General features: G+C 60.5%; 13 protein-coding genes. 7 read left to right on the top strand and 6 right to left on the bottom strand.

Going from position 1 to position 18,154, the window contains the following annotated elements:
* Positions 1–225: 225 nt before the first annotated feature.
* Both I6L46_RS04620 and I6L46_RS04615 read right to left on the bottom strand, forming a co-directional pair.
* Positions 226–1,242 carry an aspartate-semialdehyde dehydrogenase gene (locus I6L46_RS04620; protein WP_005344937.1) on the bottom strand — a complete coding sequence of 339 codons (1,017 nt, stop codon included), beginning with the start codon at positions 1,240–1,242 and terminating at the stop codon, positions 226–228.
* 193 nt (positions 1,243–1,435) lie between these two features.
* Positions 1,436–2,557 (bottom strand): 4-phosphoerythronate dehydrogenase, encoded by a 1,122-nt coding sequence (locus I6L46_RS04615; protein ID WP_216977495.1) that lies wholly within the window; start codon positions 2,555–2,557, stop codon positions 1,436–1,438.
* 248 nt (positions 2,558–2,805) lie between these two features.
* Here I6L46_RS04615 and I6L46_RS04610 point away from each other — a divergent pair, with 248 nt between their 5' ends.
* The 3 genes from I6L46_RS04610 to I6L46_RS04600 all read left to right on the top strand — a co-directional run bounded on the left by I6L46_RS04610 (position 2,806) and on the right by I6L46_RS04600 (position 5,922).
* On the top strand, positions 2,806–3,549 hold the full coding sequence (locus tag I6L46_RS04610) for a phosphatase PAP2 family protein (RefSeq protein WP_216977494.1): 744 nt from the start codon (positions 2,806–2,808) through the stop codon (positions 3,547–3,549).
* 99 nt (positions 3,550–3,648) lie between these two features.
* The gene (rnt, locus tag I6L46_RS04605; RefSeq protein WP_005333780.1) at positions 3,649–4,326 is read left to right on the top strand and encodes a ribonuclease T; all 678 of its coding nucleotides are present in this window, start codon (positions 3,649–3,651) and stop codon (positions 4,324–4,326) included.
* A gap of 273 nt (positions 4,327–4,599) precedes the next feature.
* Positions 4,600–5,922, top strand: a complete 1,323-nt coding sequence (locus tag I6L46_RS04600; RefSeq protein ID WP_005344933.1) for a Na+/H+ antiporter family protein — start codon at positions 4,600–4,602, stop codon at positions 5,920–5,922.
* A 491-nt stretch (positions 5,923–6,413) separates the two neighbouring features.
* Here I6L46_RS04600 and I6L46_RS04595 read toward each other — a convergent pair whose 3' ends face one another.
* The 4 genes from I6L46_RS04595 to I6L46_RS04580 all read right to left on the bottom strand — a co-directional run bounded on the left by I6L46_RS04595 (position 6,414) and on the right by I6L46_RS04580 (position 12,679).
* Entirely contained in the window at positions 6,414–8,309 is a 1,896-nt protein-coding gene (locus I6L46_RS04595) for a DEAD/DEAH box helicase (protein ID WP_199258754.1), read from the bottom strand.
* A 180-nt stretch (positions 8,310–8,489) separates the two neighbouring features.
* Complete coding sequence (locus I6L46_RS04590; protein WP_216977493.1) at positions 8,490–8,951, bottom strand: hotdog fold thioesterase; 462 nt, start codon at positions 8,949–8,951, stop codon at positions 8,490–8,492.
* Between the two features lie 168 nt (positions 8,952–9,119).
* Entirely contained in the window at positions 9,120–9,608 is a 489-nt protein-coding gene (locus tag I6L46_RS04585; protein WP_216977492.1) for a hypothetical protein, read from the bottom strand.
* Entirely contained in the window at positions 9,608–12,679 is a 3,072-nt protein-coding gene (locus tag I6L46_RS04580; protein ID WP_216977491.1) for an FAD-binding and (Fe-S)-binding domain-containing protein, read from the bottom strand. Before I6L46_RS04580 ends, I6L46_RS04585 begins: the two co-directional genes overlap by 1 nt.
* 166 nt (positions 12,680–12,845) lie before the next feature.
* Here I6L46_RS04580 and I6L46_RS04575 point away from each other — a divergent pair, with 166 nt between their 5' ends.
* The 4 genes from I6L46_RS04575 (at position 12,846) to I6L46_RS04560 (ending at position 18,060) form a co-directional block, all read left to right on the top strand.
* Positions 12,846–13,772 (top strand): cation diffusion facilitator family transporter, encoded by a 927-nt coding sequence (locus tag I6L46_RS04575; protein ID WP_216977490.1) that lies wholly within the window; start codon positions 12,846–12,848, stop codon positions 13,770–13,772.
* A 301-nt stretch (positions 13,773–14,073) separates the two neighbouring features.
* Positions 14,074–15,609 carry a TerC family protein gene (locus I6L46_RS04570; RefSeq protein WP_101531322.1) on the top strand — a complete coding sequence of 512 codons (1,536 nt, stop codon included), beginning with the start codon at positions 14,074–14,076 and terminating at the stop codon, positions 15,607–15,609.
* 196 nt (positions 15,610–15,805) lie between these two features.
* A complete protein-coding gene (locus I6L46_RS04565) occupies positions 15,806–16,927 on the top strand; it encodes an alkene reductase (RefSeq protein ID WP_216977489.1) in 1,122 nt (373 codons plus the stop codon).
* Positions 16,928–17,073: 146 nt separating this feature from the next.
* Positions 17,074–18,060 (top strand): zinc-binding dehydrogenase, encoded by a 987-nt coding sequence (locus I6L46_RS04560; protein WP_216977488.1) that lies wholly within the window; start codon positions 17,074–17,076, stop codon positions 18,058–18,060.
* The last annotated feature ends 94 nt before the right edge of the window (positions 18,061–18,154 follow it).

Here is an 18,154-nt window from a genome sequence, read left to right as displayed (position 1 = left end):
AGTTACCCCAAAACAGTCGGTTCAATATAAATCAGGCTCGCCTGGCAAGCCAGCAGTCCGACACATTTAGCACCCAACTTGACCCTGAGTGTAGGAAAAAACTTAATCAGTTGATATCGCAACAGAATCTTGAAGTGACGGAGTGCGGCATGGGTCACACCCCGGTTTGATCACAGGCCGGATGCGCAGCACTCCCTGCTGCGCATCTGTGGCATCTGACCAGCCTTACAGATAGTCGCGAACCAGCAGCTCGGCAATCTGTACACTGTTGGTTGCCGCGCCCTTACGAACGTTATCGGCCACGATCCACATATTGATACCACTCGGGTGAGAAATATCCTGGCGCACCCGACCCACCAGCACCTCATCCTTGCCGGTTGCGTCACGCACCGGGGTCGGATAATCCCCTTCGTCATCAAACAGGGTCACACCCGGCGCATTGCGCAGCAGGTCCTTGACCTGTTCGGCATCAAGCGGCTGGTGCAGTTCGACGTGTACCGCCTCGGCGTGGCCGTAGAAGACCGGCACCCGCACGCAAGTCGGATTCACGGCAATGCTGGCATCGCCGAGGATCTTCTGGGTTTCCCATACCATCTTCATCTCTTCACGGGTGTAGCCGTTGTCAGTGAAGCTGTCGATCTGCGGGATCAGGTTAAAGGCGATCTGTTGCGGATAGAGGGTCGGTTCCACCGGACGACCGTTGAGCAGATGAGCGGTCTGGCCCGCCAGCTCGCTGACCCCCTCTTTGCCGGAGCCTGACACGGATTGATAGGTGGCCACGTTGATGCGGGCAATGCCCACTTCGTCGTGCAGCGGCTTCAAAGCCACCAGCATCTGGATGGTGGAACAATTGGGGTTGGCGATGATGTTGCGATTGCGAAAATCGGCCAGCGCATCCGGGTTCACTTCCGGGATCACCAGCGGGATATCTTCGTCGTAACGGAAGCAGGAGGTGTTGTCGATGACGATGCAGCCGTGTTCGGCAGCAATCGGCGCCCACTTGGCAGAGACCTCGGCACCGGCGGAGAAGAGTGCGATCTGCACCTGGCTCCAGTCAAACTCCTCCACATCGAGGATCTCGAGGTTCTTGCCGCCAAAGCGCACGGTATCACCGGCGCTGCGGCTGGAAGCCAGCGGATAGAGGGTCGCTACCGGAAATTCGCGCTCTTCCAGGATCTCGATCATCGCCTGACCCACGGCGCCGCTGGCACCCAATACCGCTACGTTAAACTGCTGGCTCATTCTGTTCTCCTCTGATAATGCTGCAATGGCGCCGGGTGGCACCATGGTCGGCAGGCGCTCGCGCTGCGAGATGACGCTGCCAGATATGGCTGAGCCGGCGCAGTAGCGTCTGCGCCAGCTCAGTAAAAAATGGGGTCGAGGTAGCCAGTACGGCTCACCCCTTCCGGTTATCTTCCAACTCCTAGTCCCCGATTCAGGGGCGTGACAGCGCAAATCCCAGCTCGCCCAGCGCCAGGTCAGCAAACGCCCCCTCAACCTGCAGGGAGGATAGTTCACGGCGCTCGGGATAGTGTTTGCGCTGCTCGTCAAAGCTGCCGGGCAGGCCGAGTCGGGCCCGGAAACGGGCATCATCGCGGCGCACATCATAAACCAGATGCACCAACTGCTTGATCAACGCCTGATCCGGCGCGCGGCCCGGCACCACCGCCTGCACATCGGGGGCAGGCAACAGCTGACTCAAATCCTGACGAGGCTGGCGTCCCAGCTGCTGGCAGAGCGACTGATAGAGCATCCAGGTGCCGCGCGCCTTCCCCTCCAGGCTGTAACCGGCGATATGGGGGGTGGCAATCTCGGTATGGGGCACCAGCGCTGCCAGTGGCTCGGGCTCGTGCTCCCACACATCCATCACCAGTCGCAATGGCTCATCGCTCAGCTGACGTGCCAGCAGTGCCCGGTTATCCCACACCTCGCCACGGGAAGCGTTGATCAGGATCTGCCCGACAGGACGGGCGGCAATCTGTTCGGCATCCAGCAGATGGTAGGTGGCATCCACCCCTTCACGGGTAATGGGCACGTGGAAGCTGACGATATCGGCGCCAAGGGCGGTCTGGTAATCGACAAAGCCCGCATCAGGGGTATTACGCGCCCTGGGCGGATCGCAGCGCAGCACCCGCATGCCGAGCGCTTGGGCCTTGCCAGCCACGCACTCGCCGGTATTGCCCGCGCCAATCACCGCCAGCGTCATGGCCGAGAGGTCGAGTTCATAGCGCTCCGCCAGCACCAGCAGGGCGGAGAGCACATAATCCCCCACCGAATACTTGTTGCAACCGGGGGCGCTGAAGAAGGGAATATTGCGGCTTGCCAGCAACGCCTTGTCCACATGGTCGGTGCCTATGGTGGCGGTGCCGACAAACCCGAGTTTGGGGCTGGTCGCCAGCAAATCGCCGTTGACGCGGGTGACCGAACGCACCAGCAGCACATCGGCATCCAGCAGATCGCAGGCCTGCATCTGCCGTCCGGGCAAGGCGATCACCTCGCCAAATTCGGCAAACAGCTCCACGGCATGGGGCATATTCTCATCAACGACTATCTTCATCGGGCTCTCTTTGGTCACAACCGCCACGGGGGCGCCATTCTAGCGCAAAGCCGCCCGAGATTTCAGCCTGTGATGCAATCCGGTGCGAAAGGGGACCACATTGCACGGCAGCCGCTCCATCCGCCCGCTCAAACAGAGGATGTCGCCACAAATGTGTAAGCAGAGGTAACAAACCGACTGCTCGGCTTTGTCCGGGCATATCACGGTGGCACAATGCCCCTCTTTTTTCGCGATCGCCCATACCCACCATGCCGCCACACGCTTCGTCGCTCCCAATGTCAACCGCTTCACTCACCCGCAGCCAGGTGCTTGGCTTCACTGCCCTGTTGATCCTGCCCCTGCTGCTGCTCGCCACCCTGCCCTGGCAGCCTTTTCTGATCGACTCCCTGCATTCAGGCTGGTTATGGTGGTCATACGCCCTGACCCGCATGGTCGATATTCCCGGGATCGGGGTCAGTGGCGCCCTCTTGCTGCTGCTGACCCGCTACAAACTCAAACTGGAGTGGGCCTCCTTCATTGCGCTGGGGTGTGCACTGGCGGCCCTGCTTGCCAGCGACTGGGTGATCAAGAGCCTGGTCAAACACCTGACCGAAGAGCCCAGACCCTACCTGCTCTGGCTGGAGAGTCAGGGGCTGATCCCGGCCATTAAAAGCTTCTACGCCAGTAGCGTCGATGTACGCAGTGAGCAGGTGCATGCGGCCAGTCAGTTGCTGGCCCTGCCAGAGTGGCTCGGCCACCACTGGCAAAAGGAGGTGAATTACGCCTTCCCCTCTGGCCACAGTATCGCCGCCATCAGCCTGGCCCAATTCTTTGGCCTCATCTGGCTGGCCCGCGCCCCCACGGGCGTCTGGCTACTGCCACTGTGGGCACTGGGGGTTGGTCTGTCGCGCATGGTAATGGGGATGCACTGGCCGGTGGATGTGCTGGCCAGCGCCCTGCTGGGGTCGCTCACGGCGCTGATTGCCGCCCGCTGGTGGCTGCACAGATATTGAATCCTGCGCCACCTTGCCGCGGCCAACTGCGTGGGATGGGGGGACAAGCCTGTGCTTTTTTGCCATAATGCCGCCTCATTTTATCCCGACCGAGATCCCATGACCGACGCAGTTCATACCCTCAAGGGCCGTTTCCGTGGTTTTTACCCCGTCGTCATTGATGTTGAAACAGCCGGGTTCAACGCCAAGACCGATGCCCTGCTCGAAATCGCGGCTTACACCCTGAAAATGGATGAGCAGGGCTGGCTCGTTCCCGATCAGGTATTCCACTTTCATGTCGAGCCCTTCGAAGGGGCCAACCTGGAAAAGGCCGCGCTGGAGTTCACCGGCATCGACCCCTACAACCCGTTGCGTGGCGCTGTCTCGGAAAAAGAGGCGCTGACCGAGATCTTCAAGGGGATCCGCAAGGGGATGAAGGAGCAGGATTGCGGCCGCGCCATCATAGTGGCCCACAACGCCACCTTTGATCACGGCTTCGTGATGGCTGCCGCCGAGCGCGCTGGCCTAAAGCGCAATCCGTTCCACCCGTTTGCCACCTTCGACACCGCTGCTCTCTCCGGATTGGCGCTGGGTCAGACCGTACTGGCCAAAGCGTGCCAGAGCGCCCGCATCCCGTTTGACAATAAAGAGGCGCACTCTGCCCTCTATGACACCGAACGCACCACAGAGCTGTTCTGTCATATCGTTAACCGCTGGAAGAGCATGGGGGGTTGGCCGCCAGCGCATCCGGATGATGACACAACCGATGCCCCTGCCGACGATGAGGGACAAGAATAAACGGATGAAGGCTGCCACTGGCAGCCTTCGCTTTTTGGGGACGTGATTGATTGCACAGCGCACCGGAAATCGCTATCAACGTCACTATCCACCGCTGCGCACGGGATGCACGGAGACAAACAGGTCACAACCCCTCATGTTGAGCAACCTTGTGCCACAAGTTGCTGCGATATGAGGGGTTTGACTGATTTTTTTCTCGACATTTGTCACATTTTTCGCAAACTAACTCCCCTTCACATGACAGACAGCAATAACAAACTATAAGGAAATCAAATGAATCCAGTTGTTATCGCAGTCGGGCTGATGCTGGTGCTCAGTCTGCTGCGGATCAATGTGGTGGTCTCCCTGGCGCTGGGGGCCATTGCTGGCGGCCTGGTCGGTGGGCTGTCGTTGACCGATACCCTCACCACCTTCAGCGGTGGCCTGGGCGGTGGCGCCGAGATTGCCCTCTCCTACGCCATGCTGGGCGCCTTTGCGGTTGCCATCTCCCGCTCCGGGATCACCGACCTGCTGGCCCGCAAAGTGATCAGCCAGTTGGGCAAGGATGCCAGCTCGACCCGCATCATGTGGGTCAAAACCCTGCTGCTCTCTTCCGTGCTGGCCGTGGCGATCTCCTCCCAGAACCTGATCCCGGTTCACATCGCCTTTATTCCCATCCTGATCCCGCCGCTGCTGCATGTGATGGCGCAGATGCAGATCGACCGTCGTCAGGTGGCCTGTGTCATCACTTTTGGTCTGACCGCCACCTATATGGTGCTGCCGGTCGGCTTTGGTGGCATCTTCCTCAACAACATTCTGGCCAAGAACCTGATTGATAACGGCGTGCCCATCACCACCAGCCAGATCCCGCTGGCGATGGCCATTCCAGTCGCAGGTATGGTACTGGGCCTGCTGATTGCGGTATTCATCAGCTATCGCAAACCACGCCAGTACGATCTGGCCAAGATCCTGGATGCCGAGCCCGAAGCGGTCGAGCTCAACCTCACCCACATCTGGGTGGCTCTGCTGGCCATTGGCGTGGCGCTGGGGCTGCAACTAATGACCAACAGCATCGTACTGGGTGCGCTGGCCGGTTTTGTCATCTTCACCTGCGGCGGCGTCATCAAGTTTCGCGAAAGCCAGGATGCCTTCACTCAGGGGGTACGGATGATGTCGCTGATCGGCTTCATCATGATCTCTGCCGCCGGTTTCGCCGCCGTGATGAAGGCAACTCACGGGGTCGACTCTCTGGTTCAGGTGGTCGCTTCCGGCATCGGCCAGCACAAAGGCATCGCCGCCTTCCTGATGCTGCTGGTGGGTCTGCTCATCACCATGGGGATCGGCTCCTCCTTCTCCACCGTGCCCATCATCGCCACCATCTATGTGCCGCTCTGTCTGCAGCTTGGCTTCTCACCAATGGCGATCATTGCACTGGTCGGTACCGCAGGCGCGCTGGGGGATGCGGGTTCACCGGCCTCCGACTCGACGCTGGGCCCCACCTCCGGCCTCAACGCCGACGGCCAGCACGACCATATCTGGGACAGCGTGGTGCCCACCTTTATTCACTACAACATCCCACTGGTGATCTTCGGCTGGATTGCCGCCATGGTGCTCTGATAGCCCTTCAGGCTGCGAACTCTGCACGTCACAATGCACAACGAGAAGGCGACCAGATGGTCGCCTTCTTCATTGATGCCAACCAATTACCCCACTCGATATGAATAATGGCTGCCAGCCAGACAAAGCCTCTGAGCGACCAACTAGTCGCCACCCCTTGCGACCGCCGGAGTCAGCGGGCGCAATGCTGTCACTCCCCATCCAACTATCCGCCCAAGTGCACACGTCCCAACGCTTGCCAATACAAAGAAACGGCTGCCAGCCCAGACCTATGGCAGAACGGCGGATGATACCCAACCACGTCACAACCGCCTGTCGAGTAGAAAAGGTATTCTCTCTTTCCCCGACATCCAGTCATCAAATAGTGGCCATCATGCGCTCCCCCATTTAACGGCTTATGCCGGTCTGGCGTTCAGTAAGAACACAGGGTAAACCGCAGGCAGAAAAAAAGGCCGCTCAATGAGCGGCCTTCTTCATAACGGGATCAGCAATCAGCTTTCGCGGCGCTTGCCACCGAATTTGCGATCTTTGTTGAAACCACCTTCGCGGCGATCCTTGTTGAACGGACGGTCACCCTGGGGACGGCGATCCTTGTTGAAAGGACGGTCGCCACGGAACGGACGATCACCGCGCGGCGGACGGCTGCTGGTGTTGCCACCGGCCGGCACCTCGGTGTAGCGAGTGATCTGCAGCGGACGCTGGCAAACACGGGCTTTCTTGATCACTTCCAGCACATCGGCGCTAATGCCCTTGGGCAGGTCAACGGTGGAGAAGTCGTCAGCGATGTCGATGTTGCCGATGAAGCGGCTCTCGATGTTCGCTTCGTTGGCGATGGCGCCCACGATCTGGCCCGGCTTGACACCGTGATGGGCACCCACGTCTACGCGGTAACGCTCCATCTCCACATCCGGGTTGTCTTTCAGCGGACGCGGCTCCAGGGACGGCATGCGACGTGCCGGACGATCGCCACGGTCACCGAAGTCACGACCGCCGCGATCGTTGAAGTCACGACGCTCGAAGCCACCACGATCGTTGCTGTTGTTGAACAGCGGATCCGGGATGGAGTCATCCAGCAGCAGCGGTTGGTCGCCCTGTACCAGCTTGGCCAGTGCGGCAGCCAGCTCCAGCGGATCGGCAGAATCTTCTTCGATCAGCTCGTTTACCAGGTTGTGGTAGATCTCGAGCTCTTCGCCCATCATGGTTTCGCGGATGCGCTCCTTGAACTTGGCCAGACGGTGCTGGTTGATGTCCTCGGTGCTCGGCATCTTCATCGGCTCGATGGCCTGACGGGTTGCGTGCTCGATGGCGCGCAGCATGCGGCGCTCGCGCGGAGCCACGAACAGGATGGCCTCGCCCTTGCGACCGGCACGACCGGTACGGCCGATACGGTGAACGTAGGATTCGGTGTCGTACGGAATGTCGTAGTTCACTACGTGGGTGATACGCTCAACGTCCAGACCACGGGCAACTACGTCGGTGGCGATCAGGATGTCCAGCTGGCCCTGACGCAGTTTGTCAACGGTACGCTCACGCAGCTTCTGCGGGATGTCGCCGTGCAGCGCTTCACAGGCGTGGCCACGGGCGGCCAGCTTGCCAGCCAGCTCTTCGGCAGCGTTCTTGGTACGTACGAATACCAGCAGGGCTTCGTAGGATTCCACTTCCAGCAGACGGGTCATGGCGTCCAGCTTGTGCAGACCGGTTACCTGCCAGTAACGCTGGCGAATAGTGGTAGCGGTAGCAGTCTTGGAGGCGATCTTGATCTCTTTGGGCTGCTTCAGGTGCTTCTGGGCCACGCGACGGATCTGCTCCGGCATGGTGGCAGAGAACAGAGCAACCTGACGAGAGCTCGGGCACTGCTCCATGATCCAGTCCACGTCGTCGATGAAGCCCATACGCAGCATTTCGTCCGCTTCGTCCAGCACCAGAGCTTTCAGGCCGGAGAGATCCAGGTTCTTGCGACGGATCAGGTCCATCACGCGGCCCGGAGTACCGACGACAACCTGGGCACCACGACGCAGGGCGCGGGTCTGGGTTTCGTAGGAGGCACCACCGTAGATCGGCAGCACGTGGAAATCAGGCATGTGGTGGGCATAGCGTTGGCACGCTTCAGCCACCTGCAGCGCCAGTTCGCGGGTAGGCGCCAGCACCAGGATCTGGGTGTTGCGGTTACCAGCTTCCAGACGAGACAACAGAGGCAAGGCAAAAGCAGCGGTCTTCCCTGTACCGGTTTGCGCCTGCCCCAGCAGATCGTGTCCCGCCATCAGGTGGGGAATTGCTGCGGCCTGGATCGGTGACGGGCGCTCATAGCCCACGTCCTGCAGCGCTTTCAATACAGGCGCGGCCAGTCCAAGCTCACTAAAAAGGGGCAGTTGTTCGGTATCAGACATAGATTCTTCCAGATTAAGGCAGGCGGCTAACACCGCGGAATAGCAAAAAGGCGGCGATTATAGCGCCACTTTGTTCTGCTGTCTTGAAAAATGTGATAAGCCTCTCAAGACGTTGGCAATTATAGAGGGATCTGGCGAGTATGGCTTGCTTATTTTGCACTCATAGTGCGTTATTGCAGATCACTCCTCGCTGGAGTCCTTGCCCCGCTTGTGTTTGAGCACCGCCATGGTCAGTCGGCTGGTGCACAATAAACGCTCACGTTCGTCCCGAATTTCAATCTGCCACACCTGGGTCGTTGCTCCCAGATGGAGCGGCGTGCAACGCCCGGTCACCACCCCTTCCCGCTTGGCTCGCAGATGGTTGGCATTCACCTCCAGCCCCACACAGTAGCTATCTGGCCCGACAGCCATATTGGCGGCAATCGATCCCAAGGTTTCCGCCAGCACCACGGATGCGCCGCCATGCAGCATGCCAAGGGGCTGGTGCGTACGGTGATCCACCGGCATGATCGCTTCCAGCCAATCGGAGCCAAAAGCCGTGTAGACGATATCGAGATGGGCCATCAGGGTGTTGCGAGAGGTGGCGTTGAGCCCCTCCAGACTCATGGGTTTACGCCAGATGGGCGCAATATCGTGACTCATTGCGAGCAGACTCCTTATGTAAGCGATGAATGCGTACCGATATGAGTGAAACGCCCTCCATCGACAAAATGGTTCGGTTATATGAGTTGTTGGTTACCGGGTGACATGTTAACAACGCAGCCCCGACTCGGAACTGCGTGTTACACAATCATGCCCTTAAGCGGGATGTCACCAGGGGTAGGTAACGCCGGGCCACTCGGCCCAAGTCACATCTCGCCCCGGCAGGCGAGGGGCTGACCACTGCCACACCCTGGCGAGCCAGTCGCGCAGCTGAATCTCCAGCTCCTCATCCGTGATGGGCGCCTCGGCCACCTTCCAGAAGAAGAGCTCCACCGCTACCTCAGGCAACACCGAGGGGTAGAGATAAACCCCGCCCCAAAATTGCGGCTCCCGATCCGGACTCCAGAGGCCATAGGCGAACGAGCGCTTGGCCAGAAACTCCGACTGCTGCCACTCCAGATCCCCTTCGTGCTGGCTCAAGCTGAAGTTGGCCGAGGGCCAGAGATCGTTCGGGCGAAACAGCTGATGGAGCTGCTCGCGCTCGCGCAACATGGCGACAAACTCCACCACCGCCTGAGCGGGAGTGGCGGGTAACAGCAAGAAACGTGGATGCCGATAGGCCTTCGGCACCCGAAACCGCTTGGGGAACGTCAGCATCAGAGCAGCTCCAGCAGGGCTTGCAATGGATGTTTGAGCTTTTCCCCCTCCATCCGCTTGACTTGACTACGGCACGAATAGCCGGTCGCCAGACAGCGCGCTTTGGGTAGACGGGCGAGCGGGTCAGCCCAGCTCAACCCATAAATGCCCTTGGAGTTCTCCACCTGTTTGACATCGTGACCATAGGTGCCCGCCATACCGCAACACCCCACAGAGACCGGCTGCAAACTGGCCCCGAAGCGGCCAAACAGGGTGCTCCAGTCACCGTGAGTGGAGGGCTTGGCGGTCTTCTCGGTGCAGTGGGCAAAGAGATACCAGGGCTCGCTCCCCTCCTCGCTCTTGGTCTTGTCGGTGCGAGCAGGCAACTGATCTGCCGGCAGCGAGAGCAGCCACTCCTGCGGCAACAACACCTGAAAATCGCCGCGAGCCGACCCCAGCGCCTTGGCATACTCGTCGCGATAGCAGAGCACCATAGCCGGATCCACCCCCACCATGGGAATGCCAAGCGCCGCTACCTTGTTGAGGAACTGGGCGCTGTTGGCAGCAGTGCGGGCAAAGGCACGCAGGAACCCCTTGATATGCTGGGGTTTACCGTTGGGTTTAAAGGGCAGCAAGTAGGGCTGGAAGCCGAGCTTGCTGGCGAGTTTCACCAGGTCGCGCACCACGGGGGCGTCGTAATAACTGGTGAAGGGGTCCTGCACGATGAGCACTACCTGTTTGCGTTGCTCGGCACTCATCCGCTCCAGTCCCGGCAGATCAAAATAGCGGGCGCGGTTATCGTGCAGGCTCTCGGCCAAGGTCGGCACCGAGAGCAGCGGCACATCGACCATGCCGATGCTCTTCTCGGTCGCCTTCTGGGCCCACTCTTTTTCGAGGAAGAAGTTGACCAGCTTCGGCGCCTTGGCAAGCAACGGCGCATAGCTCTCCACCGTGCCGACGAAGTAATCCTTGGGGGCGCGCAGGTAGCGGCCATGATAAAGCTGCATAAAGCGGGCGCGAAAATCGGGGACATCCACCTTGATCGGGCACTGGCTGGTGCACGCCTTGCAGGCCAGACAGCCTGCCATCGCCTCCATCACCTCGTGGGAGAAATCATACTCGCCGCGATGTTTGGCCCAGCTGTTGCGCACCTTGTCCACCAGCTGTTTGAAGCGCACGCCACCGGATTGCAGCGCCACCTCTTCCGCCAGCGGATCGAAGCCCTGCTCCGCCAGCTGACGCAACCATTCACGCATCAGACCCGCCCGCCCTTTGGGGGAGTGGCGGCGATCACGGCTGATCTTGACCGAGGGGCACATGGGGGAGTCGGTCTCGAAGGTGAAGCACAGACCGTTGCCGTTGCAATCCATGGCGCGGGTGTAGCTGGTGCGCACCGCGAGCGGGATCTGGCGGTCATACTTGCCGCGCTTGGGGCCATCCACCGACACCAGCTCGGCGCCGCTACCGTAGGGGATACAGATCTTGCCCGGGTTGATGCGGTTGCCGGGGTCGAATACCCCCTTGACCCGCTGCAGCTCTTCCCACAGCTCGCCAAAGAAGGCGGGGCTGTATTCTGAGCGAAAGCCCTTGCCGTGCTCGCCCCACATCAGGCCGCCATATTTGGCGGTGAGCGCCACCACCTGATCGGAGATGCGGCGCAGCAGCACCTCCTGCTCGGGATCGCACAAATCCAGCGCCGGGCGCACGTGCAGCACCCCTGCATCGACGTGACCAAACATGCCGTAGTCGAGGCCGTGGGCGTCCAGCAGGGCACGAAACTCCATGATGAAATCGGCCAGGGATTCGGGCGGCACGGCGGTATCTTCGGTGAAGGCCACCGGCTTCTTGCGCCCTTCGGCGTTGCCCAGCAGCCCCACCGACTTCTTGCGCATGGAGTAGATGGTCTCGATACTCGGCAGGTGGTCACATACCTGATAGCCGATAATCCCCGCCTCACCCTTGGCCAGCAGGTCGTCGATACGGCGGCAGAGCTCCGCTACCTTGGTCTTGTGTTCCGCCTCGTCGGTATCGGCAAACTCGACAATGTTGAGTCCCTGCAGATCCTTGCCGGGCACATCCTGAATAAGTTCTTTCACCGAATGCCAGATGATGTCGGCGCGGGCCAGCCCGAGCACCCGGGAGTCCACCGTCTCCACCGAGAGAGCTTGCGCCTGCACCATAAAGGGGGCATTGCGCAGGGCGGAGGGGAAGCTGTCGTACTTGACGTTGACCAGAGTGCGATAACGCGGGATGGGAGTGATATTGAGTTTGGCCTCGGTGATAAAGCCGAGAGACCCTTCCGAGCCGCACAGCACCCGGCTAACATCCAGCGTGTCGGTATCGGGTTGATAGAGGTGTTTGAGATCGTAACCGGTCAGAAAGCGGTTGAGCTTGGGGAAGGTCGCCTCGATGTCGGCGCGGCGCTCCTTGCCGATACGATAGAGGGTGCGATAGATCTCCCCTTCGCGACTCTCCAGCGCCAGCTTGTCGGCCAGTCGCTCACCGGTCAGCGGCTCGGTGGCCATGATATCGCCATTCTCCAGCACCGCTTTGAGCCCCAGCACGTGATCCGAGGTTTTGCCGTAGACCAGCGACCCCTGCCCCGAGGCGTCGGTGTTGATCATGCCCCCTAAGGTGGCGCGGTTGGAGGTGGAGAGATCCGGCGAGAAGAAGTAGCCGTGGGGCTTGAGATAGGCGTTGAGCTGATCTTTCACCACCCCGGCCTGGGCACGCACCCACCCCTCATCCAGATTAATTTCCATGATCTGGTTCATATAACGGGAGAGATCGACGATAATGCCGCCGCCCAATGACTGACCATTGGTGCCGGTACCGCCACCGCGAGGGAAAAAACTCAAGGAGGCGAAGGCCGGCTCTGCGGCCAGCTTGAGCATTGCTGCTATGTCGTCCGCACTGCGCGGATAGAGAACCGCCTGAGGTACTACCTGATAGACGCTGTTATCCGTCGCCATCGCCAACCGGCTTGCATAAGACTTTTCGATATCACCACGAAATGCGCTGCGCCCTAGCAACTCTAGGAACGACAGGGTTGTGGGTGACAAACTGTCCTGGTAATCGAGTCTCGGGATCATGAATCCTTGTTCCCTTATTTGCTTGATGCCGGCACCCCGGCGACTACGACTGGCCAGCCGCCTGTCAATGGCAGTCAGGCCAGTCCGCTCACATGTGAGCGGGCAGTATATCAGCTAGAAAACCGCTTGCGCTTGGCAATATTCACCATTTGAAAGGAGGACTTTTATGGCTCACCACAGCCATGTTATCAGTACGCTGATCACCACCGAAAAACAGGCGCTTACCCTGTCGCTGTTCGGTTGTATCACCTTTGCCATCTTCGGCATCGGCTACGGCCTCTTCGTCGGTTCCAACGCCATCATGCTCGATGGTATCTTTACCCTGTTCAGCATGGGCATGACAGGCCTCGGTCTTGTTACCGCCTATCTCGTTACCCGCCCTTCCGATGCGCGCTTCCAGTACGGCTATGCCCACTTCGAGCCCATCACCAACGTCATCAATGGCGCCATTATCTTGCTGCTCTGTCTCGGCGCCCTCTATAGCGGCATCACCACCCTGCTGGATGGCGGACGGGAGATCGATCTCGGCCACGCCCTCATCTATGCCGCCGTCTCCACCTTCTTCTGCGCCATCATCTATCGCATCGAAGCCCAGGTCGCCGAGCAGGTAGACTCCGAGCTGGTGCGGGTCGACTCCAAAGAGTGGCTGGTGGATACCCTGCTCAGTGCCACCCTGCTTATCGGTTTCGTGGTCGCCATTGGCCTTGATGCCATCGGCTACGGCCAATACAACCGCTACATAGACCCGGTGCTGGTCTCGCTGCTGGCCCTCTGCGCCACCCTCATTCCCATCAAGGTGCTCGGTCGCAACCTGCGGGAAGTGTTGAAGATCGCCCCCAAGGGGGATGTGCCACGGCAAGTCGAGCAGGAGATCGAGGCGCTGCGCCAGCGCCACGGCATCGAGTGCTACAGCCATCTGGCCAAGAGCGGTCGCCGCTTCGATCTGGAATTGAACATTCTGGTGGCGCCGGGTCAGGAGTGGCCCGTCGAACGTCAGGATGCCCTGCGTCAGGAGCTCTGGTCTCGCCTTGGCGATACCCTGGGGGATGCCTGGCTGTCGGTCTGTTTCACCCGCGAAAAGCGCTGGTTGTAACGACCGCACGGGGGAGAGCGGCACCGCCGCCTCCCCCTGTCGCATCACAACCCCATCACGCCCCACTGACACTGCGCTTGCCAAATTGGCGCCAGCCGCTATCATCAGGGCTCATTTTTCACCCGAGGTTTTATTGCCCATCATGGACAATCCCCGAAGTTGCCCTTCGTCTCTCTCTGTCAAAGCCTATCTTTTTCTACTTAATCAGCGCCTCTGAATAACACCTTTGCCTTGCTGTTACTGCGGCCATCGTGCGCCGTGATCACTGTTTGCTCTGTCTGTTTTTATTGAGGTCGTCACAATGGAATTGCTGCTGGATCCCCATATCTGGATCGGTCTGTTTACCCTGATCATTCTGGAAATCGTGCTGGGGATCGACAACCTGGTCTTTATCGCCATTCTGGTGAAAAAGCTGCCCCCCGCCCAACGGGACAAGGCCCGCGTCATCGGCCTGTCGCTGGCCCTGCTGATGCGACTTGGGCTCTTGAGCGTCATGTCATGGCTGGTCACCCTGACCACCCCGATTTTGCATCTGTGGGATCACCCCTTCTCCGGTCGGGACCTGATCCTGATGGGGGGCGGCCTTTTCCTGCTGTTCAAGGCCACCTCCGAGCTGCATGAGCGGCTGGAAGCCAAACCCCAGGATGATGGCCCGGTCGGCGCCTACGCCAGCTTCGGCGTGGTGATCGCCCAAATTCTGGTGCTCGATGCGGTCTTCTCGCTCGACTCCATCATCACCGCCGTCGGCATGGTGGAGCACCTTGGCGTAATGATGGCCGCCGTGACCATCGCCATGGTGGTGATGGTGCTCGCCTCCAAACCGCTGACCCGCTTCGTCAACGCTCATCCAACCGTGGTGGTGCTCTGCCTGAGCTTCCTGCTGATGATCGGCTTCAGCCTGGTGGCGGAAGGGTTCGGCTTCCATATTCCGAAGGGCTACCTCTACGCAGCCATCGGCTTCTCGGTGCTGATCGAGTTTTTCAACCAGCTGGCCCAGCGCAGCGCCATGCGTCACGAATCCAAACAGCCCCTGCGTGAGCGCACCACCGCCGCCATCTTCAAATTGATGGGCAGCAAGGCCTATCAGGATCAGCCGGATGACGATCTGGATGCCCCGGCCGTAGCGCCGGTGAGCTTTGGCGAGGAGGAGCGCTATATGGTGACCGGGGTGCTGTCGCTGGCCGAGCGATCCATTCGCACCATCATGACCCCGCGCTCGGAGATGGCCTGGATCGATATCAACGACTCCAGCGACGAGATCCGCGCCCTGCTGCAGCGCGAGCCCCACAGCCTCTTCCCCATCTGTGACGGGGATCTGGACGAGGTGATCGGAGTGGTCAAGGCGCGCGACTTGCTGTTTGCCTTGAACGAAGGGCAATCCTTGAGCGAACTGGCCAAGCAGAACGATCCCATAATCGTGCCGCAGACCATCAACGTGATCCGCCTGCTGGCGGAGCTGCGCAAAGCCAAGGGGAGCCTTATTCTGGTCTCCGACGAGTTTGGCGTGATCCAGGGGCTGGTCACCACCCACGATCTGCTGGAGGCCATCGTCGGCGAGCTGCCGGACGAGGACGAAACCCCGGATATCGTGCGCGATGGCGAAGGGTGGCTGATCAACGGCAGCACCAACATCCACCATGTGGAGCAGGTGCTGGAGCACGAGGGGCTGGTGAGCGAGAGCGATGAATACGTGACCCTGGCGGGCATGCTGCTCTCCCACTTCGGCACCCTGCCCACCCCGGGTCAGCAGTTGCAACTGCAGCAGCTCAACTTCGAGGTGATCGAGGTGAGCGAGCGGCGCATCGAGCGGGTGAAAGTGATGCCCGCCACGGCTTGAGCCTGCCACCAGCAGAATACAGAAGAGGGCCAGACGGCCCTCTTTTTTATGCTTCAACTTTATGCCTCAACGCCTTCTATCTCGGCGGTTTGCACTGATTGCTGCATCAAGCACAATTCTCTTGTGCAATTACCCCTCTTTTTCACAACAAGATGGCGGCATAAAGTGGCCTCACTTCCACCATGAGGAACTCAAGATGAGCCACGATCACCTGTTCTGCCCGCTGCGCCTCGGCCAGCTGCACCTTGCCAACCGCATCGTCATGCCCCCCATGACCCGCTCCCGTGCCAGTCAGCCGGGTGACGTGGCCAACGCCATGATGGCGAGCTACTACGCCCAGCGCGCCGAGGCGGGCCTGATCATCAGCGAAGGCACCCAAATCGACCCCATGGGCAAGGGCTATGCCTGGACGCCGGGCATCTACAGCGCCGAGCAGATCGCTGGCTGGAAAGGGGTGACCGATGCCGTGCACGCCAAGGGGGGCACCATCTTCGCCCAGCTCTGGCACGTGGGCCGGGTCACCCATCCGGACAACATCGGCGGTGCTCAGCCCATCTCCGCTTCAGCCCTGCCCGCAGTGGGTGTCAAGGTGTTCGTCGATAACGGCAGCGATGCACCGGGCTTTGTCGAGACAGTCACCCCGCGCGCCATGACACAAACCGATATCGATGCGGTAGTGGGCCAGTTCCGTCAGGCGGCCCGCAACGCCATCAGCGCCGGTTTTGACGGCATCGAGCTGCACGCCGCCAACGGATACCTCATCAACCAGTTCCTCGACTCCGAGTCCAACGCCCGCACCGACAGTTACGGCGGATCGCTGGAAAACCGGCTGCGCTTCCTCAAAGAGGTGACCGAGGCAGTCAGCAGCGAAATCGGCGCTGACCGGGTCGGGGTGCGTCTTGCGCCGCTCACCACCCTCAACGGCACAGTCGATGCCAATCCGCAGGAGACCTATCTGGCGGCCGCCCGCCTTCTGGGCCAGCTCAACGTGGTCTACCTGCACATTGCAGAAGCGGACTGGGACGATGCCCCCCTGATGCCGGAGAACTTCAAGCAGGGTCTGCGGGATGCCTTCCCCAACACCCTGATCTACGCCGGTAAATATGATGGCAAGCGGGCTCGCGCCGCCCTCGACGCGGGCTGGGCCGACATGATTGGCTTTGGCCGCCCCTTCGTCGCCAACCCGGATCTGCCGAACCGTCTGCGCCACGGCTATCCGCTGGCCCCCCACGATCCGGCCACCCTGTTTGGCGGCGGCGAGAAAGGGCTGACCGACTACCCCGTCTATCAGGCCGAGGACGCAACCACCAGCAGCTGATTGCCGATGGCCAACCAGCCACGTAACGCAGGCCCCACAGGTTGGGGCCTGCCGTATTGTTGCCCATTCGCAGCAGTGGCAGTTTCACTGTATTGCTGTTGCAATGATCTCGTTGTTCTCTCCCCTCGCTTTCACAAGGAGTCATCATGAATCACACCCAAGCCTGGTGCTGGCATGCCCCCGGTGAACCGACCCAGCTTACCCTCGCCGATCTGCCCCTGGCACCGCTCGCCCCTGACGAGGTGCTGGTGGCAAACCGGGTCATCGCCTTCAATCCGGTGGACTGGAAGCTGATCGAATATGGCCACTCCAACTGGCAGGATGGTCAGGTGCCCGGCGTCGATGGCATGGGCACTATCGTGGCCCTCGGTGCCAACGTCAGCCATCTGCGCCTCGGTGCTAGGGTCGCCTATCACACCGACCTGCGCCACCACGGCAGCTTTGCCCGCCACACCCGGGTACCAGCCCGTGCCCTGCTGCCGGTGCCCGATGCCCTAAGTGACGAGGCGGCCGCCGCCCTGCCCTGTCCCGGCCTCACTGCGTGGCAGGCGCTGGCCAAGTTGCCGCGCCTGCACGGGGAAGCGCTGCTTATCACCGGTGCTGGCTGCAGTGTCGGCCGCTTTGCGGTGCAGCTCGCCCTCCAGCAAGGAGCGCGGGTCTTTGCCAGCGCCAGCTCACGCCACCATCACTGGCTCAAACAGATAGGTGTGCAGGGGGTGGCCGATTATCGGGATCCCAACTGGCTGGCCACCTTGCAGACTGCCAACGGCAACGAGCCGTTTGAGGGGATCATCGATCTGGTCTCCAGCCAACAGGCAGAGAGCCTGCTGCCCGCGCTGGGCTACTACGGTCACATGGTGACTGTGCTCGGGCGCATCCCGCACAATCCGCTACCTGCCTTTGCCCACTGCCACTCATTGCACGAGATTGCGCTGGGCGCCCAGCACGCCTTTGGCACCGACAAGCAGTGGAGTCGGCTGGTGGCCGCCGGTGTCGCCATGATGGAGCAGATGGCGAGCGGCGAGCTGACCCTACCGCCGCTGGTGGTCGGCGACTTTGAGGCACTACCCATCCTGCTCGAGCGCTTCAAGCGCGAAGGACAGGGTGAGAAGTTTCTGGTACGGGTGGCGTAACGCTAACGTCACCCGGCAACTACACCAGCCATTGAAACGAAAGAGGCCCGCCAGTGATGGCGGGCCTCTTTTTATCTCGACTTCCACAGGATCG

This window comes from Aeromonas sp. FDAARGOS 1416 (assembly GCF_019048085.1).
Classification (GTDB): Bacteria; Pseudomonadota; Gammaproteobacteria; order Enterobacterales; family Aeromonadaceae; genus Aeromonas; species Aeromonas veronii.
Note: the sequence above shows the minus strand (reverse complement) of the source record. Positions and strands in the feature narration are given on the sequence as shown.